The 23,577-nt window shown below is 59.3% G+C and carries 18 protein-coding genes; 7 read left to right on the top strand and 11 right to left on the bottom strand.

Going from position 1 to position 23,577, the window contains the following annotated elements; genetic code table 11:
- Positions 1 to 57: 57 nt before the first annotated feature.
- Together ACN19L_RS13235 and ACN19L_RS13230 are read right to left on the bottom strand one after the other, a co-directional pair.
- Positions 58 to 792 carry a LytR/AlgR family response regulator transcription factor gene (locus ACN19L_RS13235; protein ID WP_426489970.1) on the bottom strand — a complete coding sequence of 245 codons (735 nt, stop codon included), beginning with the start codon at positions 790 to 792 and terminating at the stop codon, positions 58 to 60.
- Positions 793 to 1,081: 289 nt separating this feature from the next.
- Positions 1,082 to 2,467, bottom strand: a complete 1,386-nt coding sequence (locus tag ACN19L_RS13230; protein ID WP_426489969.1) for an FAD-dependent oxidoreductase — start codon at positions 2,465 to 2,467, stop codon at positions 1,082 to 1,084.
- A 640-nt stretch (positions 2,468 to 3,107) separates the two neighbouring features.
- Between ACN19L_RS13230 and ACN19L_RS13225 the strand changes: the two genes are divergently transcribed.
- Together ACN19L_RS13225 and ACN19L_RS13220 are read left to right on the top strand one after the other, a co-directional pair.
- A complete protein-coding gene (locus ACN19L_RS13225) occupies positions 3,108 to 5,732 on the top strand; it encodes a TonB-dependent receptor (RefSeq protein WP_426489968.1) in 2,625 nt (874 codons plus the stop codon).
- Positions 5,733 to 6,037: 305 nt separating this feature from the next.
- Positions 6,038 to 8,803, top strand: coding sequence for a TonB-dependent receptor (locus tag ACN19L_RS13220; RefSeq protein WP_426489967.1), 2,766 nt, complete (start codon positions 6,038 to 6,040; stop codon positions 8,801 to 8,803).
- Positions 8,804 to 8,913: 110 nt separating this feature from the next.
- Here ACN19L_RS13220 and ACN19L_RS13215 read toward each other — a convergent pair whose 3' ends face one another.
- The 5 genes from ACN19L_RS13215 to ACN19L_RS13195 all read right to left on the bottom strand — a co-directional run bounded on the left by ACN19L_RS13215 (position 8,914) and on the right by ACN19L_RS13195 (position 13,343).
- Positions 8,914 to 9,522: an alpha-ketoglutarate-dependent dioxygenase AlkB family protein gene (locus ACN19L_RS13215; RefSeq protein ID WP_426489966.1), complete on the bottom strand. Its 609-nt coding sequence runs from the start codon at positions 9,520 to 9,522 to the stop codon at positions 8,914 to 8,916.
- Positions 9,523 to 9,537: 15 nt separating this feature from the next.
- Positions 9,538 to 10,200, bottom strand: a complete 663-nt coding sequence (locus tag ACN19L_RS13210; RefSeq protein ID WP_426489965.1) for a hypothetical protein — start codon at positions 10,198 to 10,200, stop codon at positions 9,538 to 9,540.
- A gap of 116 nt (positions 10,201 to 10,316) precedes the next feature.
- Positions 10,317 to 11,600, bottom strand: coding sequence for a kynureninase (gene kynU / locus ACN19L_RS13205; protein WP_426489964.1), 1,284 nt, complete (start codon positions 11,598 to 11,600; stop codon positions 10,317 to 10,319).
- 190 nt (positions 11,601 to 11,790) lie between these two features.
- Positions 11,791 to 12,855 (bottom strand): amidohydrolase family protein, encoded by a 1,065-nt coding sequence (locus tag ACN19L_RS13200; protein ID WP_426489963.1) that lies wholly within the window; start codon positions 12,853 to 12,855, stop codon positions 11,791 to 11,793.
- On the bottom strand, positions 12,807 to 13,343 hold the full coding sequence (locus tag ACN19L_RS13195; RefSeq protein WP_426489962.1) for a 3-hydroxyanthranilate 3,4-dioxygenase: 537 nt from the start codon (positions 13,341 to 13,343) through the stop codon (positions 12,807 to 12,809). The genes ACN19L_RS13200 and ACN19L_RS13195 overlap by 49 nt, the downstream gene beginning before the upstream one ends.
- Positions 13,344 to 13,598: 255 nt before the next feature.
- On the opposite strand from ACN19L_RS13195, the gene ACN19L_RS13190 reads away from it, so the two are divergent.
- Together ACN19L_RS13190 and ACN19L_RS13185 are read left to right on the top strand one after the other, a co-directional pair.
- Entirely contained in the window at positions 13,599 to 14,384 is a 786-nt protein-coding gene (locus ACN19L_RS13190; RefSeq protein WP_426489961.1) for an SDR family oxidoreductase, read from the top strand.
- Positions 14,385 to 14,459: 75 nt separating this feature from the next.
- Positions 14,460 to 15,428 (top strand): glycosyltransferase family 2 protein, encoded by a 969-nt coding sequence (locus ACN19L_RS13185; RefSeq protein WP_426489960.1) that lies wholly within the window; start codon positions 14,460 to 14,462, stop codon positions 15,426 to 15,428.
- A gap of 116 nt (positions 15,429 to 15,544) precedes the next feature.
- Here ACN19L_RS13185 and ACN19L_RS13180 read toward each other — a convergent pair whose 3' ends face one another.
- The 4 genes from ACN19L_RS13180 to ACN19L_RS13165 form a co-directional block, all read right to left on the bottom strand.
- Entirely contained in the window at positions 15,545 to 16,093 is a 549-nt protein-coding gene (locus ACN19L_RS13180) for a hypothetical protein (protein ID WP_426489959.1), read from the bottom strand.
- A gap of 44 nt (positions 16,094 to 16,137) precedes the next feature.
- Positions 16,138 to 17,721, bottom strand: coding sequence for an ArnT family glycosyltransferase (locus ACN19L_RS13175; protein ID WP_426489958.1), 1,584 nt, complete (start codon positions 17,719 to 17,721; stop codon positions 16,138 to 16,140).
- Positions 17,722 to 17,894: 173 nt separating this feature from the next.
- The gene (locus tag ACN19L_RS13170; RefSeq protein ID WP_426489957.1) at positions 17,895 to 18,443 is read right to left on the bottom strand and encodes a hypothetical protein; all 549 of its coding nucleotides are present in this window, start codon (positions 18,441 to 18,443) and stop codon (positions 17,895 to 17,897) included.
- Between the two features lie 44 nt (positions 18,444 to 18,487).
- Complete coding sequence (locus ACN19L_RS13165) at positions 18,488 to 20,008, bottom strand: ArnT family glycosyltransferase (RefSeq protein WP_426489956.1); 1,521 nt, start codon at positions 20,006 to 20,008, stop codon at positions 18,488 to 18,490.
- A gap of 336 nt (positions 20,009 to 20,344) precedes the next feature.
- Here ACN19L_RS13165 and ACN19L_RS13160 point away from each other — a divergent pair, with 336 nt between their 5' ends.
- Genes ACN19L_RS13160 through ACN19L_RS13150 form a run of 3 tightly spaced genes read left to right on the top strand, consistent with a single transcriptional unit; the run spans position 20,345 to position 23,540 of the window.
- Positions 20,345 to 21,094 (top strand): class I SAM-dependent methyltransferase, encoded by a 750-nt coding sequence (locus tag ACN19L_RS13160; RefSeq protein WP_426489955.1) that lies wholly within the window; start codon positions 20,345 to 20,347, stop codon positions 21,092 to 21,094.
- 16 nt (positions 21,095 to 21,110) lie between these two features.
- A complete protein-coding gene (locus ACN19L_RS13155; RefSeq protein WP_426489954.1) occupies positions 21,111 to 22,064 on the top strand; it encodes a glycosyltransferase family 2 protein in 954 nt (317 codons plus the stop codon).
- A 33-nt stretch (positions 22,065 to 22,097) separates the two neighbouring features.
- Positions 22,098 to 23,540 (top strand): aldehyde dehydrogenase, encoded by a 1,443-nt coding sequence (locus ACN19L_RS13150; protein WP_426489953.1) that lies wholly within the window; start codon positions 22,098 to 22,100, stop codon positions 23,538 to 23,540.
- Positions 23,541 to 23,577: the final 37 nt, after the last annotated feature.

Genomic DNA, 23,577 nt, shown 5'->3' with positions numbered 1-23,577 from the left:
TTTCCGCGGAGCCGGGACACACGGCCGGCCGGCTAGCTTGATGCGCTGGCAGACTGCTTAAATCCGGTTTAGCTTCCGGAAAAAGGCTTCTTGGTAGGATTTGCCGATGGGCACGTGCTGGCCCCCAGGTACCACAGCGGCCCCATCCTCAATCGCCTCAATGCGGCGCATGTTCAGAATATAGGAGCGATGCACCCGCACGAAATGATCAAAGGGTAGGCGGGCGTCCAGGGCCTTCATGGTAGTGTACACAATGTACTTCTGCCGGTCCGTCACAATGATAACGTAGTCTGACAGGGCCTCGATGTAGAGTACCTCGTCAAAGTTGATACGCACCATCTTGTTGTTCACCTTCACGAACAGGTCGTTGTCGGGTGGGGCAACGGGTGCGGGGGCCGCGGGTGCGGGGGCCGGTACGGCGTGCTGCTGCAAAGCCCGCTGCACAGCCCGGCTGAAGCGGGCGTAGTCGAAGGGTTTTACCAGGTAATCGGTTACGCGCAGGTCGAAAGCGTCCACGGCAAAATCTTCATGCGCGGTAGTCAGGATAACGATGGGCGGGTCAGGCAGTACGCGCAACAGGTCCAGACCGTTGAGCTGGGGCATCTGCACGTCCAGAAACAGTACATCTACCTTGTTACCGGCCCGGAAATAATTCAGTCCCTGCAGGGCATCATCCATTGACGTTACCAGCTGCAGCGAATCGGTGAGCGAAATATAATGCTCCAGCGTCAGCCGGTTTATTTCCTCATCATCAATGATGGCACAAGTCAGTACGGGAACAGGAGCAGACATAACGGCGCGGAAATGGGTAGCGAAAAGAATGTAACGTGCTGATTTTCTACTAGAACCTTATTTTTATCGGCCTGAAAATACTGTTCAAGGCAGAAAACAATGGGTTTATCGGCTAGCTAAGCTACTCGCCGCTGAGTTTCCAATCAAGCCCTTCAGTCAGAGGAGGCTGTCGTTTCCATTTTTGATACCGGTTGCACCCGCAGCCAGGGGCCATTATCGGCCGTCAGCTTTCATTTAGGGCAGACCGGGCGCTTGGTTTCCCGAATTGGGCGGGCAGAACTATTTCTGATCAGGGGCGCCGGGCCATTTCGGCGGCTACCAGCTGCTGTACTTCCGGCCGCTGGTAGTCCTCCTCGGTCTGAATATGCGGCATCAGGCGCTGCATAATTTCCTCCTGCGCCTGCCCATTGGCCCAGGCCTCGGCGTAGGGCAAGTTGGAGAAAGTAACCTGTGAATACAGCGGCAGCCACTTATCGGGATACTGGGCGGAGAGTTTGCTTTCGATTTTCTTCTGCAGCAGAAACCGGGGGTCGGCTACCCGGTCGCGCATCTCTCGGAAGTTATACACGGCCAGGTCGGCCATGGCATCGGTATTGGGCTTGCGCTGGCTCTCAAACTCCTGGAACACCCGGGCCCAGTCGGGGCCAAAGCGGTGCAGCAGCTCATTGAGCACGGTGCAGTCCTCAAAGCCCGCGTTCATGCCCTGTCCGTAGAACGGCACAATGGCATGGGCCGCGTCGCCCAACAACAGCACCTGATCCTGCAGGGTCCAGGGAAAGCACCGGATTGTCACCAGGGAGGCGGTGGGGTTGTCAAAGAACTCCGTGGCCAGCTGCGGCATCAGGGGCAGCGCATCGGGAAATACCCGGTCAAAAAATGCCGTCACCTGCTCCGGGGTTTGCAGCGCGGCAAATGACTCGGGGCCTTCGTAGGGAAAAAACAGGGTGCAGTTGAAGGAGCCGTCGAGGTTGGGCAGGGCAATCATCATGTACTGGCCCCGGGGCCAGATGTGCAGGGCGTGCTTCTCAATGGCCCATTGCCCGCCGGGAGCCGCTTCAATGGTTAGCTCCTTATAGCCGTAGTTGAGGTATTCCTGGGAGTAGTTGAACCGGTCAGTGCGCTGTAAGGCACTGCGAACAGCCGAGTAGGCGCCATCCACACCAAACAGGCGACGGTAAGGCACTACCCGGGCCTGCTGGGTTTCAGTATCCAGCACTTCCAGCTCCTGCCGACGAGTATCCACGCGGCGGCACTGCTGGTTGAAGTGCAGCGTAATGGTAGGCTCCTGCTCCACCAGGTCCAGCATGCGGCGGTTGAGGCCGGCCCGGGAAACCGAGTAGATGGACTGCCCCGCCTGCCCGTACGGCTGGTACGTGAGGTTGCCCTGCACATCGTGCATCACCCGCCCGTGCATGGGAATGGCTACCTCCCGTACTGCCTCAGCAATGCCCACCCCCTCCAGAGCCCGCCACCCCCTATCCGACAATGCAAGGTTGATGGAGCGCCCCTCTACCGGGCCGTTCCCCCGAATATCAGGGCGGCGCTCAAATAACTCTACCGCGTGCCCGTGGCGGGTCAGATACAACGCCAACAGGCAGCCCACCAGCCCGCCGCCCATAACGGTCAGATTATCCACTGGTTCGGCGGTGGCCAGGGAGTGCGGCATATCGGTCATAGGGGGGAAAAGCTAGGCGGGCGGAAAGGCAAAAGTGCTGCGGCGAATGTAAAAGATTCTGCTCGCATCCTTTAACCGAGGGAATTCCGGTGTTAAGCGAGCATTTATCCGGGGTTTACCGGAACCAGCCAAAACAGTTTTCAGCTTCTTTTATTTTTGAATTATTAAGTGATTGTCTTGACCTGACGCCTATCTACCGTGCCGTACTCCACCCCCTCCCCCGGCAATATCCTGGCCCAGTATTACGCCCGGCACCGGCGTCATAGCCGCTACGTGCATTGGCCCCTGGAGTTCCTTACGAAATACAATCGGCCAATTTTAGCTCGGTTTACTGCCCGTCGGACTTGTTTGCTAGCTGAACACTACCGCAAGCTTAGTATTCAGATAGGCGACTACATTTTGGGCGACGAAAACTGTATATATTTGTATGGCCCCGAGGATATTCGCTACTAATGCCAAACGCACACTGTTGCTCTATTACCCACCCTCACGCCTAAAATCTTACTTATATCCTATCTTTTATTTATCAGAATAGAATGAAAACCAGCAGCTTACCACTGGCTTAATCGGCATACCTACTATATATTTGTACCCCCTTATTCTCACAGAGGGACAGTATTCATTTTTAGACTTTTTCAGTATGAGAGAACATTACCGTTTTCTATTCCTATTCCTGCTGCTGTTTACCCAGTCGGTACTGGTAGTGGCGCAGGAGCTAGGTTCAGTGGCTGGTCGGGTACAGACCGAATCCGGCGAGCCGATGCCCGGCGCCACTATCTTTATCCGGGGCACCTTTATTGGAACCAGCACTGACCGGGAGGGCAAGTTCAGCCTCCGCGCCGATTTCAGTGAAGGGCCCGTTACCCTGTCGGTATCGTTTGTGGGCTACGAGAGCCGGGAGGTAACCCTGAGCCAGCCCGACAATACCGTGCAGGTACAGCTCAAAATTAACCCCACGCAGACAAACGAGGTAATTGCTTCAGCCTCCCGCGTGCAGGAAGGCATCTTACAGGCACCGGTTACGGTCGAGAAAATCACCTCGCAGCAAGTGCTGCGTTTGCCTCCCCCCGACGTGCAAGTTGGCCTGAACCAGTTCAAGGGCATCGACGTGAACAGCACGAGCATGATTATGAACTCGCTGAGCACGCGCGGGTTCAACTCGGCCAAATCAGAACGCCTGATCCAGCTGACGGATTACTTCGATACCCAGTCGCCTTCCCTGAACGTGAATACCGGCAACCTCACGGGTTTGCCCGAGGTAGATATTGAAAGCATCGAGATTATCCACGGGCCAGCTTCGGCCCTGTACGGTGCCAACGCTTTCAACGGGGTACTGCTCCAGAACTCCAAGGACCCCTTTGTGAGCGAGGGCCTGACGGTGCGCGCCCGGGGCGGTGAGCGGAGCTTCTTCGATGGACAGCTGCGCTACGCCCGCAAGATTGGGGAGAAATTCGCCTTTAAAGTGACGGGGGCTTACCTCACCGCCAACGACTGGCTGGCCAACAACTACTCGGCTACCAGCACTCAGGTAGAGCGCCGCAACAATACGCAAGGCTCTACGCTGGGCTACGAGGCGGTGAACCGCTACGGGGATGTGCCGTTCACGGTGCCGGCTACTTACCCTATTCCCGATTTGCGTGGTAAGACGTTGTTTATGCCGGGCTTCGACGAGAAAACCCTGGTAGGCGGAGATAATAAAGCCAAGTCGCTGAAAATTCACCCCTCAATCTCATACCTGCTGACTAACTCTATCAAGCTAACGGTAGGCGCTAACTATAGCCGGGGCACGGCCAGTTACCAAAGCTCTAGCCGTTACCGCCTCAAAGATTTTGGCACCAATCAGTATCATGGTGAGATTAAGGGGGAGCGGTGGTTTCTGCGTGGTCAGTCGATTCAGGACTTCGGTCAGAACTCTTATGACCTGAACTTTCTGGGAGCTTTCATCCAGAACTCCCCCGTCGCTACGGGCAGCACCGTTACCTACGCGCAACAGTATTTTAGTACTTACCTGAATACCTATGGCGGAGCCCGGCAGGCCGGCCAAACAGATGCTCAGGCCCAGGCGACGGCTTTGGCAGCAGCTACTAAAACCCAACTTGATCCGAACGGTACCACGTTCCAGAGCCTGCGCAGCACTATTATCAGTGATGCTACTCCTGGCCGAGGGGCTCGCCTGAACCCTAGCTCACTGCTAAATGAAGGCAACGCTCAGTATAATTTTCAACTGGGTGAAACCTCTGATTTGATTGTAGGTGCAGCCTACCGTAAGTTCCGCCTTGGCTCCAACGGCAACCTGTTTTCTGATAACGATGGCCGCATTCAGAACCATGAGTTGGGGGGCTACGCGCAACTAACCAAGAAGCTACTCCAAGAGCGCTTAAAACTGGCTTTGGCTGGCCGTGTGGATGCCTTCAAGAATTTCAGCTCTTCGTTCTCCCCCCGTGCTTCCGTAGTGTACTCGGCTGGTAGCAAGCTGCAGCATAACTTCCGCGCCAGCTATGGGCGCGCCTTCCGCTCGCCCACGCAGCTGGACCAGTATATCAAGCTGGATCTGGGCCAGGTGCTGCTGCTGGGCAACGTAGATAACGGTTACCAAGGGTATAGCCTCATCACGGGTCAGGCTGTGAATATTGCCGCTCTCCAACTGGAACGCCTGAGCAGCTACGAAATCGGCTACAAAGGCGCCTTGGGTGAGAAAGTGGCCGTAGATGTGAACTACTACCGCAACTACTACAACGACTTCATTGGTGCTCAGCGCTTTATTGGCAACGCCGACGGCAGCCGCCCGGCCACTCCTACGGCTGGTCGCGTAATTCAGGTATGGACCAACGCCGACCAGGAAGTACGTACTCAGGGTGCCGGTGTGGGCTTGACGTATGCTTTCGCTCCTTTCCTGAACCTGGCAGCCAACTACTCGCTGAACGTGCAGGACCGCAGCGACGTGCAGAACGCCGAATTCCAGACCTATTTCAACACGCCCAAGCATAAGTACAACGTGGGAGCTAATGGCACGGTGCTGAACCACCTGAGCTACGCCGTAAATTACCGCTGGGCTCAGGGCCACGAGTATGGCCTCCCCTTCGCGGTAGGTCAGCTGGCAGACTACACCTCCACGGATGTTTACCTGGGTTACAGCTTCGCCAAGTTTGGCAGCACGCTACAGGCTGGGGCTTCCAACCTGTTTAATGGTACTAACGTGCAAGTGTACGGTGGGCCGCAAATTGGCCGCTTGGTATTCGTAGGTATCCAGGTTGATGTAAAGTAGATATCAGCTATAGAAAGCCCCGGGTTTGTCTCATTGTGAGACAAACCCGGGGCTTTTTGTGTGCAAAAACGGTACATAGCAGCACGTTGCGTCGTCAATACCGATTTAATGTGACAGAGAGTGGGTTAGTAAGACTTGATTCCCATTTAAGGAATATTTCTTCTTTTGGGAATTTACTCCCTGTTTAAAAGCCTGTGTTGAGCAGCGTTTCCTGTCCGTTCACCGAAAAGGACCGGCAGTCCGCAGGCTTTGCGGGTAGGTTTGCTGCTAGTAACACTACCGCAACTCGACGACCTGCTAAGTTCATGAAACATTTGTATCCAGCCGTATTAGCGGCTTCGGTATGCCTTCCTTCTTTAACTATAGCCGCCCCCGGCGTAGTTTTATCTTCCAGCGTAACGACTGATACCCGCGCTACCGAAGCGGAACGGTCCGTAGCGGGTACTGTGCTTACGGAAAAAGGCGACCCGCTGCCCGGAGCTACTGTATTTATCAAAGGCAGCTTTGTAGGTACCAGCACTGACCAACTAGGCCGTTTCCGACTTGACGCTAGCTTTGAGAACGGGCCCGTAGTACTGGTATTTTCCTACGTAGGCTACGACACCCGCGAGATTACCCTGCAAGCCCCTGAGCTAGCCGTAAACGTGGGCCTTTCCCCGAGTGCCACGCTGCTGAACGAAACCGTCGTATCGGCTTCCCGCGTGGAAGAAAACATCCTGCGGGCTCCCGTTACCATTGAGAAAGTTTCGACCCGGCAGATTGAGCGGATTTCCACCCCCGAAATCCTGAGCGGCCTGGGCCAGCTGAAGGGGCTGGATGTCAGCTCGGCGTCGATGCTGTTTACCAGCGTGAGTACCCGGGGCTTTAACACGGCCAAATCGGAGCGCGTAATTCAGCTGGTAGACTACATGGATACGGCGTTGCCCTCCTTGAACCTAAGCCCCGGCAACCTGGTGGGCATTCCGGAGCTGGATATGGAGAGCATCGAAATCATCCACGGGCCAGCCTCGGCCCTGTATGGTTCCAATGCGCTGAGCGGCGTGATTCTGTTCAACTCCAAAGACCCTTTCGTGTACGAGGGACTGAGTGTGCGCCTGCGCGGCGGCCAGCGCGACCTGCTGGACGGGCAGCTGCGCTACGCCAAAAAGCTGACTGAGAAACTGGCCTTCAAGATCAACGCCAGCGGCTTCCGGGCCAACGACTGGATTGCCGAGGATATGCAGGCCACCCGCAGCTCGGCCAACCCAATGGGCTCTGCGCTGGGCTATAATGCGGTAAACCGCTACGGGGAAGTCGGCTACACCTTCAACTCTAACCAGCAGCTGCCGGGCGGCACCAACCCCGAGCTGTACGGCAAAACCGCTTACCTGCCCGGTTTCACGGAGCGGGAGCTGATTGATAACGATAACCGCACCTCCTCTTACCGGGTGCAGGGGGCGGTTTCCTACCTGCTGCGCGACGACCTGAAGCTGACGGTGGAAGCCAAGCACGCCGAGGGCACGGCTACCTACCAGAACATTAGCCGGTTCCGGGTGAAGGGCCTGGGCTCCAACCAGTACCGCGCCGAGCTGAAGAGCAGCAAAGGCTTTCTGCGGGTGTACAGCACCGAGGATTTCACGGGCAGCTCCTACGAGCTGAACCAATTGGGCAGCCTGATTCAGGCATCGCCCACGGCGGAAGGTGGCTCCGTGAGCTACGCCCAGCAGTTCTACGGCACCTACAACGCGGCTTACTCCCAGGCCCGGCGGGCCGGCTTGCCCGCCGAGGCTGCCTTGACTGCCGCCCAGCAGGCTGCCAACGCTACACAGTTAGCTACTTCCAATCCGCGCTTTACCACGCTCCGCAACCGGATTATTGATGACCGGCAGCCGGGCCGCGGGGCCCAGCAATACTTCAACTCCTTCCTGCACGATATCAGCGGGCAGCGCACCTTTACCCTGGCCGAGCAGGGTACGGCCTTCACCGTAGGAGCCGCTTACCGCCAGTACCGACTGGGCTCTGACGGGCTGCTATTCAGTGACCGGGACGGCAAGCGCATCCGCAACCACGAGTACGGCGCCTACGGGCAGCTGACGCAGACGCTGTTTGAGGAGCGCCTGAAGCTGGCGTTGGCCGGCCGGGTAGATGAGTTCAAGAATTTCAAGGCCGCCTTCTCGCCCCGGGCTTCGGTGGTGTACTCCCTGGGCGAAAACAAGCAGCATAACTTCCGGGCCAGCTACGGCCGGGCGTTCCGCTCCCCTTCCCAGACTGAGCAGTACTTCTACAACGACATCAAGACGGGCGTACTGATTGGTAACATCGGTAACGGCTTCCAGGGCTACAACCTGAGCTTGTTCAACTCGCCCCAGCTGCTGGCCGCGGCCCAGACCAACCCGGCCGTACTGCAGCCCTACGAGTACAACGCCGCACCCCTGAAGCTGGAGCGCGTAAACACGGCGGAAATCGGCTATAAAGGCGCCATTCTGCCCAACGTGTACGCCGACGTAAGCTACTTCCGCAGCGCCTACGACGGCTTCATTGGGGCCCAGACGTTTGTGGGCAACACCGACGGCTCCCGGCCTACGCCCCAGCAACTGGCCGCTGGCTACTCTACGGCCTACACCGACCAGAGCAAGCCGACCCGGGTACTGTACGCCTACTACAACAACGCCGAGCAGGTGAAAACGCAAGGTGTAACGGCGGGCCTGACCTACTACTTCCGTAGGGCCCTGAATATTACTGGTAACTACTCCCTGAACGTACTGGACCGCAGCAACCTGCCCGAAGGCTTCCAGACGTTCTTCAACGCGCCCAAGCACAAGTACAACGTGGGTGCCAATGGGCAGGCCGGCAACTTTAGCTACACCATAAATTACCGCTGGGTGCAGGGTCACTTGCAGGAAATGCCTTTTGCCACCGGCACCATCCGGGACTATAGCACCACCGACGCCTACCTGGGCTACACCGTGCCGAAGTACGGCACCACTTTCCAAGCCGGTATTTCCAACGCCTTCAATAGTAACAACATTCAGGTATTTGGCGGGCCGCAAATCGGCCGCCTGGGCTACCTGGGCCTGCGGTTTGATATGTAGTGCTTAGTGCTTAGTGCTTAGTGCTTAGTGCTTAGTGCTTAGTTTGTATGAAAAAGCCCCCGCTACAGTTGCGTAGCGGGGGCTTTTTTGTGTATGGCAAACGCCCGCTTCTATGTAGTGGGCGACACCCAGCGGAACGTGAGGTTAAGCCGAGGACCTACGGGGCGGGCGGTTTTGGGCAATGCGTGCAGCCAGTTGCGTTGCGTAGGGCCTTGCATCACCAGTAGGCTACCCGAGGTAAGCGGCAGGCTAACCGGCTCCGGCAGCCGGGCTGACACCGGAAAAGCTACGGGCCGGGGCTTCAGCCGGAAGGTGCGAGTGGCCCCCAGCGTGACGGAGGCAATGACGGGCTCCAGACCCAATTCGGGCTCGTCGTCGGCGTGGTAGCCCATACTGTCCTGACCGGTGCGGTAGAGGTTGAGCAACACGCTGTTGAAGCGGGCCTCGGTGGCCTGTTCTACCCGTTGGCGTAACATCGCCAGCTCTGGCAGCCACGGCAGCGGCTCCAGCCGCAGACCCGAGTAAGCGTAAGCGGCTCCCGCGTCGCCGTACCAGGCCGTGAGGCGGGGTTGTAATACCTCGCGGCCGAACAGGCGGATAGGCTGCTGCTGCCACTCAACCTGATCCGTTAGTATAGTGAACAAGGTCGCCGCTTCTCGCGTCGTCAGAAACTCCGCGTCCAGCAGCAGCTCAGCGGCAGGCAGGTGAATGGGTTGCAAGGGAGTTGAGCCGAACTACTTATTCATATTCCTGAACTGCTCCAGATACTGCTGCATCTGCGGGTCGTTCTGGAGCTGCTGGGAGTAGATGAGCAGCCCCCAGGCCAGACTGGCAGCCAGGCAAATCAGAAACAAAACGGCCCAGTTGCGGCTCTGAAACTGGCTGACGCCAATGTAGCGGGGCCAGAACCACAGCGAATAGGCCAGCACTGCTACCACCTCGGCCACCAGCATCAACCCCATTTGCCCCGAGGACCACAATAGCACCCGCACCCCTACATAGCCCAACACAAACAACACGAGCGGGCCAATGCCGCTGGACCGGTGCAGCTTGCGCAGGTTAGCCATCAGCAGAATAGCTCCTACCAAGGGTGATACGCACAGAGAAAATACGGTAACGGCCGTAGGCGAATACAGCAGCGGACCTTCCTCCGCAACTTCTGCCTGGGCCTGCTCGGCTTCACGCTGGCGCCGGGCCGTTTGCTGCGCCTCCACCACTACTGCCAGCTCCTGGCGCAGCTGGGCCACATCAACGCCCGGCAGCGGCAGTTGCCGACGCTCGGCTTCCTGCAGAGCTGCCAACACAGCGTCTTCCCGGTACTGAAACCGGTTGGCCACGTAGTCGCGCAGTTCGGCGTCGGTTTTGCGGCCCATTTTGTCCGCGTATTCTTCGGCCATTATTCTAAAGAAAAGAAAATCAAGAAGTAAGACGCAGCCAGTACGTCAATCAGTGTACGAAGAAACAACGCCCCGCGCCGGAAAGTAGCGCGGGGCCCGTATTTTACACCTCCCGCCTACTGCCGGGCGGCCCACTCGGCCAGCACCTCGCCCACGCGGTACACGTCCTCGAAGGTGTTGTAAAGTGGTACCGGGGCCAGCCGAATCACGTTGGGCTCCCGCCAGTCGCCGATGACGCCCACGGCCATCAGGTGCTCAAACAGGTTGCGCCCGCCCTGGTGCACTAGCAGGGAAAGCTGGCAGCCGCGCTGGGCGGGGTCCGAGGGCGTGATGATTTCGAGGGTGGTTTTGGGCAGGCCCAGGCGCTGAATCAGAAACTCCAGGTAGCCCGTCAGCAGCTCGCTTTTGCGGCGCAGCGCGGGCATGCCGCCGGCGGCCATGTGCTCAGCCAGCGCGGCTTCGTGCACGGCCATCGTCAGAACGGCCCCGTTGGAGAGCTGCCAGCCGGCGGCTCCGCGCATGGGACGGAAGCCCTTGCGCATCTTGAACCGCTCCTTCTCATCGTAGCCCCACCAGCCAGCCAGGCGCAGCAGTTCGGGCTGGTCGGCAAACCGCTCGTGCACGAAAACGCCCGACACGCCGCCGGGGCCGGAGTTGAGGTATTTATAGGAGCACCAGCAGGCAAAATCCACGTCCCAGTTGTGCAGGTGCAGCGGAATATTGCCGGCCGCGTGGGCCAGATCGAAGCCCACCATGGCCCCTACCGCGTGGCCGGCCTGGGTAATGGCAGCCATATCGTACACCTGCCCGGTGTAGTAGTTGATGCCGCCCATGATGACGGTACAGAGCGAATCACCGAGCTCGGCAATCTTGGCTAGAATGTCCTCCGTGCGCAGCGTATGCTCGCCGGGGCGGGGCGTGAGCTCCACAATGGCGTCATCGGGCTCCAGGCCGCGCATGCGCACCTGGGTTTCCAGGGCGTACTGGTCGGAGGGGAAAGCCCCGCCTTCCATCAGCACCTTGTAGCGGGTGGCCGTGGGCTGGTAGAAGGATACCAGCAGCAAGTGCAGGTTGGTGGTGAGGTTGTTCATCACCACTACTTCCACGGGCTTGGCACCTACTATGTGGGCCGAGGCATCGGTGAGGCGCTGGTGGAAGTGCATCCAGGGCGTTTCGCCCTTGAAATGGCCTTCCACGGCCAGGTTTTGCCAGTTGGTGAATTGCTGCTCGGCGGCGGCGCGGGCCGTGCGGGGCTGCAACCCCAGGGAGTTGCCGCAGAAATACAGGCACTCCCCGGCTCCGTTGGGGGCGGGCGGAATCAGAAAGTGCTGGCGAAACTCGTGGAGTGGATCTTGGGCGTCAAGGCCGCGGGCAAAGTCGAGGGTGGGTTCGAACGTCATCCCAGCAAAGATACCACTGGTGACGTTGTGAAAGGTGACATTGTGAAGTGGCCGCGCAGGCAGGAAAGAGACTGTCATCCTGAGCTTATGAAGGACTTTATCACCTCGTACCAACTACTACAACAGGAGTTCATTCAGGCGCCATAAGGTTCTTCGCAAGCTCAGGATGAGAGGCCGACACTTCACCTTCTCACAGCGCGAAGCGGGCGGCGGGCAGCCCCAGCCAGTCCAGGGCGTTCTGGCCCAGCATCCGGGCCTTCACCTCTTCGGGCCAGGGCATGGAGCGGATGAGCTGGCCGGGTTCCAGCTCGCCCAGCGGGAATGGGTAGTCGGTACCCAGCGTGATTTTCTCGGGTCCCAGGGTTTTCAGCAGGTATTCCAGCATCAGCGGATCGTGCACCAAGGAGTCAACCCAGAAGCGGCCCAGGTACTCGCGGGGGTTGCGGGGGTTATCCACGGCGCAGAGGTCGGGGCGCACCTGCCAGCCGTGCTCAATGCGGCCGATAGTGCTGGCGAACGAGCCGCCGCCGTGGGCCACGGCCACCCGCAAGTTGGGCAGGCGCTCCAGCACCCCCCCGAAGATGAGGCTGCACAGGGCCCGGCTGCTCTCGGCGGGCATGCCCACCAGCCAGGGCAGCCAGTAATCGGGCATCTGCTGCTGGCCCATCATATCCCAGGGGTGCACAAACACGCACATGCCCAACTCCGCCGCTGCCTGAAACACCGGAAACAGGGCCGGCTCGCTGAGGTTCCACTCGTTGATGTGGGAGCCAATCTGCACGCCCGCCAGCCCAATTTTACGGCACCGCTCCAGCTCCCGGATGGCCAGATCAGGCGCCTGCATGGGCAGGGTGCCCAACCCCACAAACCGCGCGGGGTAGCGTTGCACCACGCCGGCAAGGTGGTCGTTGAGCAACTGACTCAGGTCGAGCGTGTCCAGCGGCTTGGCCCAGTAACTGAACATCACGGGCACCGTGCTGAGTACCTGCACCTGGGCTCCGAACCGGTCGTACTCGCGCAGCCGTACTTCCGGGTCCCAGCAGTTGTCCTGAATTTCGCGGAAGAACTTGTCGTCCTGCAACATGCGGGCGCAACAGGGCCGGTGGTGCTCCAGCCGGATAAAGCCGCCATACCCGTACCGCTCCCGCAAATCGGGCCAGCGCTCCGGCAGAATATGAGTATGAATGTCAATAGTCAGCACGGCACTTAATCGGCCAACACCACGGGTGCCGGGGCAGCCATATAGGTGCCGCATACCGTGCAGGTGCGCAACGCATCAGAAGCCCAGAACCGGTTCATAATAGGCGGCAACTGGGCCACGATGTCGGTAATTTCGGCAAACTCCTCGTGCAGCTTATGGCCGCAGTTTTCGCAGTACCACTGAAATCCATCCAGTTCGCCGGGGGTACGGTACCGCTCCAGCACCAGCCCAACGGTACCGGCCGGCCGGCGCGGGGAGTGGGGTACCCCTCCCGGCAGCAGAAACATGCTGCCTTCCTTAATTTCAATATCTACGGGCTGCCCGTCCTCTATGATTTTCACCACGATGTCGCCCTCGATTTGTAAAAACAACTCCTCCCCTTCATCCACGTGGTAGTCTTTGCGGGTGTTAGGGCCACCCACTACCATCACAATGAAATCCTTGTTATCCTTAAATACCTGCTGATTGCCCACGGGCGGCTTCAGCAGGTGGCGGTGTTCGGCAATCCACTGTTGAAAATTGAACGGGCGACTAACAGGCATAGGGCAGCAGGTGAGAGTTGTGGGAAATGTAGAGAATGTACCGCAATATTGACGCAGGCGGAACGCTACTGTATACGCACAGTCCACCTGAGAGTACGGAAAGGCATAGGCCGCCGCCGCTTGCGGCGCGCTTATTCCTGGGCGCAGCCGGCACCGGATTACGCCTTTAGTACCAAGCATGCCGCGGTGGCCCCACCATCCGTACTACCTGCCTGGCCATTCTTCTCATTGCGGTACTTTTTTCACATTTGCTCTATGGATTTTCTCTCCCAACGTGCCCTGGTGGGCGGTAGTACCCAAGGCATTGGCCGGGCCGTAGCCGAAGAACTGGCCCGGCGCGGGGCCACCGTTACCCTCCTGGCCCGCAACGAAGCCCGCCTGCGCGAAGTAGCGGCGGCCTTGCCCATACCCGCCGGACAAGCCCACGATTTCATCGTGGCTGATTTCAGCCGGCCCGATGTGGTGCGCCAGCAAGTGCAGCACTACCTGAATGCACACCCAACCGGGTTCGATGTGCTGATAAATAACACCGGCGGCCCGGCCGGCGGGCCAATTCTGGAAGCACCGGTAGAGGAATTTCGGGCCGCGTTTGAGCAGCATCTGGTGTGTAACCACCTGTTAGCCCAAGCGGTGGTACCGGGTATGCGCCGCCGGGGGCAGGGCCGGATTGTCAACATCATCAGCACCTCCGTGAAGCAGCCCCTGCCAGGGCTGGGCGTGAGCAATACCATTCGGGCGGCGGTGGGCAACTGGGCCAAGACCTTGGCCACCGAACTGGCCGCCGACGGTATTACGGTAAATAACGTGCTGCCCGGTGCTACCGTCACGCAACGCCATACCTCCCTGATCGAGAAAAAAACCGAGCAAACCGGCCAGACCACTGAGCAGGTAGAAGCGGCCATGCTCCGGCTGATTCCAGCCCGGCGTTTTGGGCAAGCGGCGGAAGTGGCGGCGGCCGTGGCGTTTCTGGCCTCTGCGGCGGCGGCCTATATCACGGGCATCAACGTGCCGGTAGATGGGGGCCGTACGGGCAATCTGTAGGCTCAGCAACTCCTGCATATCCTGTAATTTGGCTCCGCATTTCTCTTTCTGCTCTCCTTATCCGCTACGCCGCTTATGAAGATTTCCGTGGTAATTCCGGCCTACAACGAAGAAGAGAATCTGCCGGAAGTGGCCGCTCGTATCAAGGAGCATTTGCCGGCACGCTTCGAGCGGGAGTTACTGTTTGTGGATGATGGCAGCCGTGACAAAACCAGCCAAGTGCTACGGGAGCTACACGCCCAGGACCCCACGGTACGCTACCTCATCCTGTCGCGCAACTTCGGCCACCAAAGTGCCTTGCGCGCCGGACTCGACTATGCCTCCGGCGACTGTGTTATTTCTATGGATGCCGACCTGCAGCACCCGCCCCGGCTGCTGCCCGAGCTGATTGGTCACTGGCTGAATGGCTACGACATCGTGTATACTCAGCGTGCCGATGATGAGCGACTTGGCTGGTTTAAGCGTTTCTCATCCAACAGCTTTTACCGACTGATGAATTACCTGTCGAGCGTGCGGTTTGAACCCGGCACGGCCGACTACCGCCTGCTGGATAAGCGCGTGGTGGAGGTAGTGCGGGCCAGCCCCGATACCGACCTGTTTCTACGGGGCTTTGTGCATTGGGTGGGCTTCCGGCAGAAGCGCATCACCTACGTACCCGACGCCCGATTTAAAGGAGCTACCAAGTACACGCTCCGCAAAATGGTGAAGTTGGCGCTCAACGGTATCACATCCTTCAGCGTGCGGCCGCTGCACTTTGCCACCCTGGCAGGCGTCAGCGTATCGGGGCTGGCGTTTCTGTACGCGCTATATGCCCTCTACATCCTGATTTTCACGCCTGATGCCGTACCGGGCTGGGCTTCGGTGCTGGTGAGTGTGCTATTCATTGGCGGCATTCAGTTGCTGGTGCTGGGCATTATGGGCGAATACCTGGGTAAGCTATTTATTCAGGCCAAGCAGCGGCCCGCCTACCTAATCCGGGAAACCGATGCCGCCATTCCGGCCGCTCCGCACAGCGCAGCAGCTACCGGAGGCCTTGAGGGGTAAACAAATTCGCTCTGGCTACCTTTTGCGACAAGGCCCGGTAAAAACATAGAAATCGTGTGTTTTTACCGGGCCTTGTCGCAAAAGGTAGCCAAGCCGCCGGAATCTGACCCGACGGCTTATTTGGTGGCAGGTATTGTCAGGCCGGTATCCTCACGGTAAGCCAGCAGGCGTACATCGTCGATGAGCACCTTTTCACCAGCTGTAGCAGCCCAGGCGTATAGCGTCAGTACGTGGTCGGCGTGTACATGGTCGTAGGGCAGATTTACCTGCTCCTGGATGTGGTGCCAGCGGTTGCCCGCCAAGCTGGGAAACAGGTAGGTGATATGCGAAAAATACGGGTGCTCCAGGTCGGAGGGGTTGGCTACAGTGAGCACCAGCCGGGCATCGTTATACAGGCTGGGCACTTTTACCCAGGCATCAAGCAGCACGGCCCGGGGGCGTTTAGGGAATAATGCACTCAAAGGCGTCCGGTACGAAGTGGAAAAAGGATTACTATCTTCCACGTACAGAGCATGCGTCCCGGAGTGGGCGTCGTCGGTAGTGAGCACCGGGGGCGTAGCCGACCATTTTCCGGGCTGCTCAAAATCCACGGACAGCAACTCGTGCAGTGTGGCATCGGTGCGCGGAGCCTGGGGGCCGCAGCTTACGCAGGACAGTGCTAGCATACCTAACCAGCCACTGCGTCGCCCTAAACTTTTGAGAAATGTTACTACCACGGATACTGCAGGTTACGGCGCTGAAATACTAATGCGGGCTTCCAGCCTACCAGCGTAAACTCTGCCGGAAACTGGGGGTGCAGGTGCTGCAGCTGCTCGTAGGTGGCCTTACTCATCACCAGATATTCCAGGTGTTCCGACGACATATAGGTCTGCAAGTCGTGCATACTTAGCTCTGCCAGGTTGCTGGGCTTCCAGCACAGGCCGCGGCGGTCAAAGTACACCAGAGCCACGTTGGGCGCATCTTCGTTCAGCACCAGCACTGAAGCTGAGGCCGGCACCTCCGCCTTCACCATTTCCGCGGCACCGCCCCGCATCCAGGGGTGGGTGTAGTAAGCGGAGAAAGGCAGATAGTCGTCGGACATGCGCTGGCCCAAGCGGGTGTAGCCTTTCACCAGTAAGAACACCAGTAGAAACCCTAATCCGGCGCTGCTCAGGTGGCGCAGCCAGCCGCGCAGGTTGCCCAGACCCAATAGGGCCAGTACCAGCAACAGCACCGTCGGCGGCCCGAGCACGCAGATCATATGATAATCGTGCACACCCAAGCCGGCACCCATGGCTTTCCAGAACACCACGGCGGCCAGCAGCGCGGCTCCCAGCAGCGCAAACAGCGGCCAGTAGCGGCGCACCAGCCGACGGCTAAACGCCAGAAACAACACCACACAGCCCAGCAGAATACGCCCGTGCGTAGGCGTGCCGTACTCCAGCCGCAGGTCTCGGTTAATGTAGTACAGCACCGAGTGCAACACTTCCGGGGTATCGATGGGGTTCAGGCTGGCCCGGAATACAATGGACTGGTAGGTTTCGTTCAGGGCCTGGTTGTGCAGGTAGAAAGCTACCAGCGCGCCTAATGAGGCTAAAACCGCTGCCAAAACATATAACCGCTGCCGTAGCCCCAACACCGTGGGCTGCAACAATAAGTACACGCCCGTAATGCCCAACAACCCCATAAAATGCAGAGCCGAAGTGGTTTTTACCAGGCTGGCCAGCGTCATCAGCGCCAGCGTGAGCAACAGGTCGCGCAGCCGGTGGTCGTCAAAAAACCGCAGCCAGTAGTAATAGGCTACAAAAGTCAGGCTCAGGCTGAATGGGTCGGGGGCGAAATTACCGGCATAGAAGGCGAATACCGGCGAGGCCAGCAGAAACGCCCCGGGCAGCAGCCCGGCCGCTACGTGGCCCGTGCGCTCATATACCAGCCGGAACAGGTAGTAAAAGCCCACCACCGCCATCAGCACATCCAGGGCCCGGAACACGCCTACAATGGCGTTGCGCCCAAACACCAGTCCGCCCAGCGCCGCCAGGTAGGGCTGTAGCGGAAACTCTACCCCCGTGATACCACCAATAGACAGCAGACTATGCGTACGAGGCTTCAGAAACTGAAACCCGTAGTCATAAAACATCAGGGCCAGTGAGTACCGGTCGGACTGGGCCCAGGTGTGCACGCCGGTGGGCAGCTCGCCGAGAAACCGCACGTAGTACACTGCCGCTACCACCAAAAACAGCAGCAATGCCGCCAGCTGGTAGGGTCTGGCTTTCGCGTAGGCGGCAACCGAACTGGTTGAAAAGGAAGTTGGCATAGAGGTGACGGGCCGGGCGTACGAAAGTGCGGTGTGCAGGCGGCCGGCCTATACCGTCCGCCTGCGCTGGCTATGTTCGCTGATGGAAGCTCGGGCGTACCCGCCCCCACCCGGTGCAGTTGCTACCAGGTGCGGCGGCGGGAAAGCCCGCTAATGGCAGGAGCAGGATACGCCTACTCCGCTTCCGTGATTACGAGGTCGTCGAGATACACCGGAGCCGTTTCCTGCGGGCCCCACATGTACACGCTCAGGCCGTCGGTGTAGGTTACCTCAGGTTTGATCATGATGTCGGTTTCCAGCTTTTTCCACTCGCCGAAGCCGCCCGCTTTTTCGGCCAGCTTGATGCCTTCCCACATCACCGGCTTGTCGCCGCTGCCTACCTGCACTACCAGGCTGGTCGTGCTTTTCTCGCTGGGTACCCACACCCAGGCTTCCAAGTGCAGCTTGCGGGGCTTGGTGGTGCTCAGGTCGCCGAGTTTGGCGCCAAAACCCACGCTGTACTCAACGCCAGGGCCGGTTTTGATGGAGAATTTTCCGCTATGCGCTTTTTCGCTGGTGAGCGAAGTCGCATTGTTGGGGTTAGACCACCCCCGCAGGCTTTCAAAGTCCTGGCTAACCCACACGCCATTGCCCGAACCTACGGGCGGCGTGTCGGATGAGCGGTTGCAGCCAGCCAGCAGGCCCAGCAGGCCAGCTCCTACGAGAAGAGAAAAAGTGCGCATATGAAGTAAAGTACAGGTAAAAGTCAGGGAATTGAAGCGCTAGGCTACCAGATAACCGGGCGTTGACGGGGTTTGAAAATGCAGAACTGCTCGTTGCAGGATACTAACTGGAAAGGCGGCAGCAAGGCAGGATTCTCCTGCTCCATGCGCTGCCGGATTTGCTGGCTTACCACGAGGTACTCCAGGCGCCGACCGGCCATAATGCGCAGCAGCGTATCGGGTGGCGTATCGGAAATGATAGGGTCCCAAGTGATGCCCCGGTGGTTGAAGTGCACCAGCGCCGTATTAGGCGCCGACTCTCCGTACACCAGAATGAACGCCTTATCGGGCACACCGGCAGCACGCAGCTTCTGCTCTCCCCCTACCAGCCAACGGTAGGTGTAATAGTCGCTGTGCGGCTTGTAAGGATCCGTCATGCGGGCATAGTGGTGGCGCATACCCACGTACGTTGGCACCGCAATACCAATCAGCAGCAGTACCGGCAGCCCGAGAGCCGCTACACGGGAGCTTCCTAACAAATCTACCAAAGCCTTCACCCCGCAGCATACCACCAGCACCAGTAGCGGCACCAGCGGGGCAATAGGGTAATAATCGTGGGCCAGCAGCTGCGGGCCCAGTAGCACGTACAGCACCCCGATACCCACCGTGGCCAGCACCAAAAAAAGTGCCAGCGGCAGATACGCCACGGCCCGCCGCCACCGTACCACGGCGTACGCTGCCATCAGGCCCAGGCAAATTTTCACCAGCGCATACCCGGCCGGCGTGAAGTACTCCAGCCTCCATGTGTCGCGCACCTTCTCCCAGATTTCCCGGTGCTGGGCCATTGATTTGATGGGTAGCGCCTCCACCAGAAACAGCCCGTTGCCATACGCCTCGTTCAGGTAGCGGTGGTACAGAACATAGCTGATCTGCAGCAGGATAATCAGTGTTACCACGCCCAGAAACGTCAACTTCTGCCCCCAGTTCAGCAGGCTGGGCCGCACGTACGAAACGGCCAGTACCACGCCCGTAAACCCGATAAAGTACACCCCAGCCATAATCTTCACGAACATGGCCAGGCCCGTTAGCCCGGTAGCCCAGAGCAGATGCCGGAACTGCCGGTCGTGGTAGTAAAAGCGCCAGTAGAAGTACAGGGCCACGAACACCAGCGAGGCACTGAACGGGTCGGGAGTGTAGGTACCGGAATAGTATAGGAAGATGGGTGAGGATAGCAGAAAAGCCACCGGCACCAGCCCGGCCAGAACGCGGCCGGTACTCTCAAACAGCAGCCGGAACAGAAACCAGAACCCCACCACCATCATGGTCAGATCGAGGCAGCGGAAGGCAATGGTGATGTGCGAGCGGCCCACCAGTAAGCCCAGCAAACCCGCCAGGTAAGCCTGCACGGGCGGCTCCACCCCGGTCACGCTGTCAACGGTGCTCAGCGACAGGGTACGGGGATGGAAAAAGTCGAAATTATAGTCGTAGAAGCCCAGGGCCAGGGCCAGCCGATCCGACTGTGCCCAGTCGTGAAACCCCCAGGGCAGCGGCGTGAGATAAGCTCCGTACAGCACCAGTGCCAGCACCGCAAAAAGAAGTAAGGCCCCGTACCGCCACGCTTGCCTCGAGGGCGAAGCAGTTATCCATTTTCTAGGCCACATACATAACTTGTGCCCATTGCGGGCGGGCAAATATAGCGGGATTTAAGATTGACACCTGCAGGCCCTTTGCCGGAAATTGTGGTCATAATGTGCCCGGGTATTAGCATTTTTGTGAATTAATTGACCTTCATTCCTCCCCTCCGAGTGAGTCTGTCATTATTTATCTAGTCCACCCAGAAACCAGCCCGACGGCGCAGACCGCACCGTTACGGGCTGCCCGGAACAACGGCCGGGCGGTAGTACCTCACCCCAGCGGCCCTTATGAACCCTGAGTACGAACTAAAATATCATCAGCTTGAGGAAAACCACTGGTGGTTCCGGGGGCGGCGCGCCAGCGTTTTCGACCAGTTGCAGCAACTGCCCCGCACGGCCGCTATTCTGGAAATCGGGTGTTCGGGTGGGCCGTTGCAGCAGCAGTTGCGTAGCGTGGGCTTCCAAAATCTGACGGGTATCGATATTAGTGAGGCCGCCATTGCCTTGGCCCACCAGCGCCGCATTCCCAACGTATCGGTAATGGACGGCGCCCGGCTGAAGTTTGGGGATGAGTCGTTTGATGTGGTGGTAGCCTCCGATGTGCTGGAGCATATCCGGGATGAGCAACTGGCCCTGCGCGAGTGGCGGCGGGTGCTGAAGCCAGGCGGGCAGCTACTGGTGTACGTGCCGGCCTGGCCCCAGCTCTGGAGCCAGCACGATGTGGTAAATCGCCACTACCGGCGTTACACGGCGGCTACGCTCAGCCGGGCCCTGGAGCAGGCCTCCCTGGTAGTGCAACGACAATCGTACTGGAATTTCGCGCTGTTTTTTCCTACGCTACTGGTGCGTCGGAGCCAGCGGCTGCGCCGGAAGCCCCAGCCGGGAGCCTCAGCCGGCACCGGTGACCTACAGGCCTTGCCGGCCCCGCTCAACACAGCCCTGACGTGGCTGCTGCAGGCCGAAAACCGCTTGATGCGCCACCTGCGGCTGCCTGTTGGGGTAAGCGTATTTGCGTTAGCCCGCAAACCTTCTTCCTGATTTTCTGCCCTGCGCCGTGGATTTATCCGTCATCATTCCCATCTATAACGAGGAAGAAAACATAGGCACCCTGCACGAGCGGCTGCGCGGGGTACTGGACCTCATGCGCCTGCCCGGCGGCTACGAGTTCATCTTCATCAACGATGGGTCCCGGGACCAGTCGCTGGCCCTGATTCAGACGTTGGTTCTGCGCGACCCGCAGGTACGCTTCATAAATTTCAGCCGCAACTTCGGGCACCAGATTGCCGTCACGGCCGGCCTCGACCGGGCGGAGGGCGAGGCGGTGGTCATCATCGACGCCGATTTGCAGGACCCACCCGAGCTGATTCCGCAGCTGTACCAGAAACTGCGCGAGGGCTACGAGGTGGTGTATGCCAAGCGCCGCAGCCGCCAGGGCGAGAGTGCTGCCAAAAAGCTCACGGCCAAGCTGTTCTACCGGCTACTGGCCAGCATCACCAACATTTCCATTCCCGTAGATACCGGCGACTTCCGGGTGATTTCGCGCAAAGTGGTAGAGGCGCTGCGCCGCATGCCGGAGCAGAACAAGTTTATCCGGGGGCAGATTTCCTGGATTGGTTACCGTCAGACCTACCTGGAGTATGACCGGGCCGAGCGGGCGGGCGGCGAAACGGGCTACACGTACCGCAAAATGCTGAAGCTGGCGCTGGATGGCATTACGGCCTTTTCGGATGTACCGCTGAAAGCCGCTACCGTGAGCGGATTTGCCGTGTCGGGGGTGGCGTTTGTAGTGATGCTGTATACGCTGTACTCGCGCTTCATTAGCCACGATTACCAGCCGGGCTGGGCTTCGCTGATGGTGAGCATCCTGTTTCTAGGCGGGGTGCAGCTGATTGCCGTGGGCATTATTGGCGAGTACATTGCCCGCCTCAGCGCCAACGTGCGGCAGCGCCCACTGTATATTGTGTCGGACTCCAACCTGCCGGAGCCGCCGCTGCCCCCGCAGCGCTGAGGTTCCGACGGCTGGACTAACCTGCCCCGCCCTATGCTACAGCTTCAAAACCTCATCAATGGTCAACTGGTGCCCCCGGTAGCCGGCCATTATCTACCTCTGCTGGAGCCTGCCACCGGGCAGCCCTTCGGCCAGGTGCCCGACTCCGATGCGGCTGACGTAGACGCCGCCGTGCGGGCCGCCGAGGCCGCCTTGCCGGCCTGGCGAGCCGCACCCGCTGAGGAACGCGGCCGCAAGTTGGTGCGCCTCGCGGAACTGATTGAGCAGCACCTGGAGTCCCTGGCCCGGGCTGAAAGTCAGGATAACGGCAAACCTCTGAGCCTGGCCCGCAGCCTGGATATTCCGCGGGCTGCCAGCAATTTTGCGTTTTTCGGGACGGCGGCCGGGCATTTCGCCACCGAGGCCCACGTGCAGGAAGGCGTGGCCGTGAACTACACGGTGCGGCATCCGTTGGGGGTAGTGGCCTGCATTTCGCCCTGGAACCTGCCGCTGTACCTGTTCACCTGGAAGATTGCGCCGGCCCTGGCCGTAGGTTGCTGCGTAGTAGCCAAGCCCTCAGAAGTAACGCCGTACACAGCATTTTTGCTGAGTGAGTTGGCTCAGCAGGCCGGCCTGCCGCCGGGCGTGCTTAATATTGTGCATGGCACCGGCCCAGGCGTGGGGCAAGCCCTGGTAGAGCACCCCGGCATCCGGGCCATCAGCTTCACGGGCGGCACCAAAACCGGGGAGCAGATTGCCCGTTCAGCCGCGCCCCGCTTCAAGAAGCTTTCCCTGGAACTGGGTGGCAAGAATCCCAACCTCATCTTCGCGGATTGCGACCTGGCAACAGCGGTGCAAACCAGCCTGCGCAGCTCCTTTGCTAACCAAGGCCAGATTTGCCTGTGTGGCTCCCGGATTCTGGTAGAGCGCCGCATCTACGAGCAATTCAAGACTGCGTTTCTGGCCCAGGTGCGCGCCCTCACCGTAGGCGACCCACTGGATGAAACTACCCGGCAGGGGGCACTGGTGAGCGAAGTGCATTTGCAGAAAGTGCTATCATACATTGAGCTGGCCCACCAGGAGGGCGGCCGACTGCTGACGGGCGGGCACCGGGTGCTGCTACCGGGCCGTTGCGCTGGGGGCTACTTCCTGGAGCCCACCGTATTTGAGAACCTTGGTCCTGCGTGCCGGGTAAATCAGGAGGAGATATTCGGACCAGTCGTGACGCTTATGCCGTTTGATACTGAAGAGGAAGCCGTGCGTTGGGCCAATGGCACGGAGTATGGGCTCTCGGCCACCCTCTGGACCCGCGACGTTACCCGAGCGCACCGTGTGGCTCAGCAACTGCACGCCGGAGTAGTCTGGGTGAACACGTGGCTGCACCGTGACCTGCGCACACCTTTCGGGGGAATGAAAAACTCCGGGGTGGGGCGGGAAGGCGGGCTGGAAGCACTACGGTTCTTCACCGAGGCCCAGAACGTCTGCATCAAGTTGTAGAAGCTGAACCGTTCCGCAGTTTGTGCGGCCTCCCTGG

The organism is Hymenobacter sp. 102 (assembly GCF_049949205.1).
In the GTDB taxonomy this organism is placed as follows: Bacteria; Bacteroidota; Bacteroidia; order Cytophagales; family Hymenobacteraceae; genus Hymenobacter.
This window is presented reverse-complemented; position numbering and strand designations above follow the sequence as displayed.

Coding starts and splice junctions, on each gene's coding strand:
- ACN19L_RS13235 (WP_426489970.1), bottom strand. CDS start 792: ATGTCTGCTCCTGTTCCCGTACTGACTTGTGCCATCATTGATGATGAG.
- ACN19L_RS13230 (WP_426489969.1), bottom strand. CDS start 2,467: ATGACCGATATGCCGCACTCCCTGGCCACCGCCGAACCAGTGGATAAT.
- ACN19L_RS13225 (WP_426489968.1), top strand. CDS start 3,108: ATGAGAGAACATTACCGTTTTCTATTCCTATTCCTGCTGCTGTTTACC.
- ACN19L_RS13220 (WP_426489967.1), top strand. CDS start 6,038: ATGAAACATTTGTATCCAGCCGTATTAGCGGCTTCGGTATGCCTTCCT.
- ACN19L_RS13210 (WP_426489965.1), bottom strand. CDS start 10,200: ATGGCCGAAGAATACGCGGACAAAATGGGCCGCAAAACCGACGCCGAA.
- kynU (WP_426489964.1), bottom strand. CDS start 11,600: ATGACGTTCGAACCCACCCTCGACTTTGCCCGCGGCCTTGACGCCCAA.
- ACN19L_RS13200 (WP_426489963.1), bottom strand. CDS start 12,855: ATGCGGCACCTATATGGCTGCCCCGGCACCCGTGGTGTTGGCCGATTA.
- ACN19L_RS13195 (WP_426489962.1), bottom strand. CDS start 13,343: ATGCCTGTTAGTCGCCCGTTCAATTTTCAACAGTGGATTGCCGAACAC.
- ACN19L_RS13190 (WP_426489961.1), top strand. CDS start 13,599: ATGGATTTTCTCTCCCAACGTGCCCTGGTGGGCGGTAGTACCCAAGGC.
- ACN19L_RS13185 (WP_426489960.1), top strand. CDS start 14,460: ATGAAGATTTCCGTGGTAATTCCGGCCTACAACGAAGAAGAGAATCTG.
- ACN19L_RS13180 (WP_426489959.1), bottom strand. CDS start 16,093: ATGCTAGCACTGTCCTGCGTAAGCTGCGGCCCCCAGGCTCCGCGCACC.
- ACN19L_RS13175 (WP_426489958.1), bottom strand. CDS start 17,721: ATGCCAACTTCCTTTTCAACCAGTTCGGTTGCCGCCTACGCGAAAGCC.
- ACN19L_RS13170 (WP_426489957.1), bottom strand. CDS start 18,443: ATGCGCACTTTTTCTCTTCTCGTAGGAGCTGGCCTGCTGGGCCTGCTG.
- ACN19L_RS13160 (WP_426489955.1), top strand. CDS start 20,345: ATGAACCCTGAGTACGAACTAAAATATCATCAGCTTGAGGAAAACCAC.
- ACN19L_RS13150 (WP_426489953.1), top strand. CDS start 22,098: ATGCTACAGCTTCAAAACCTCATCAATGGTCAACTGGTGCCCCCGGTA.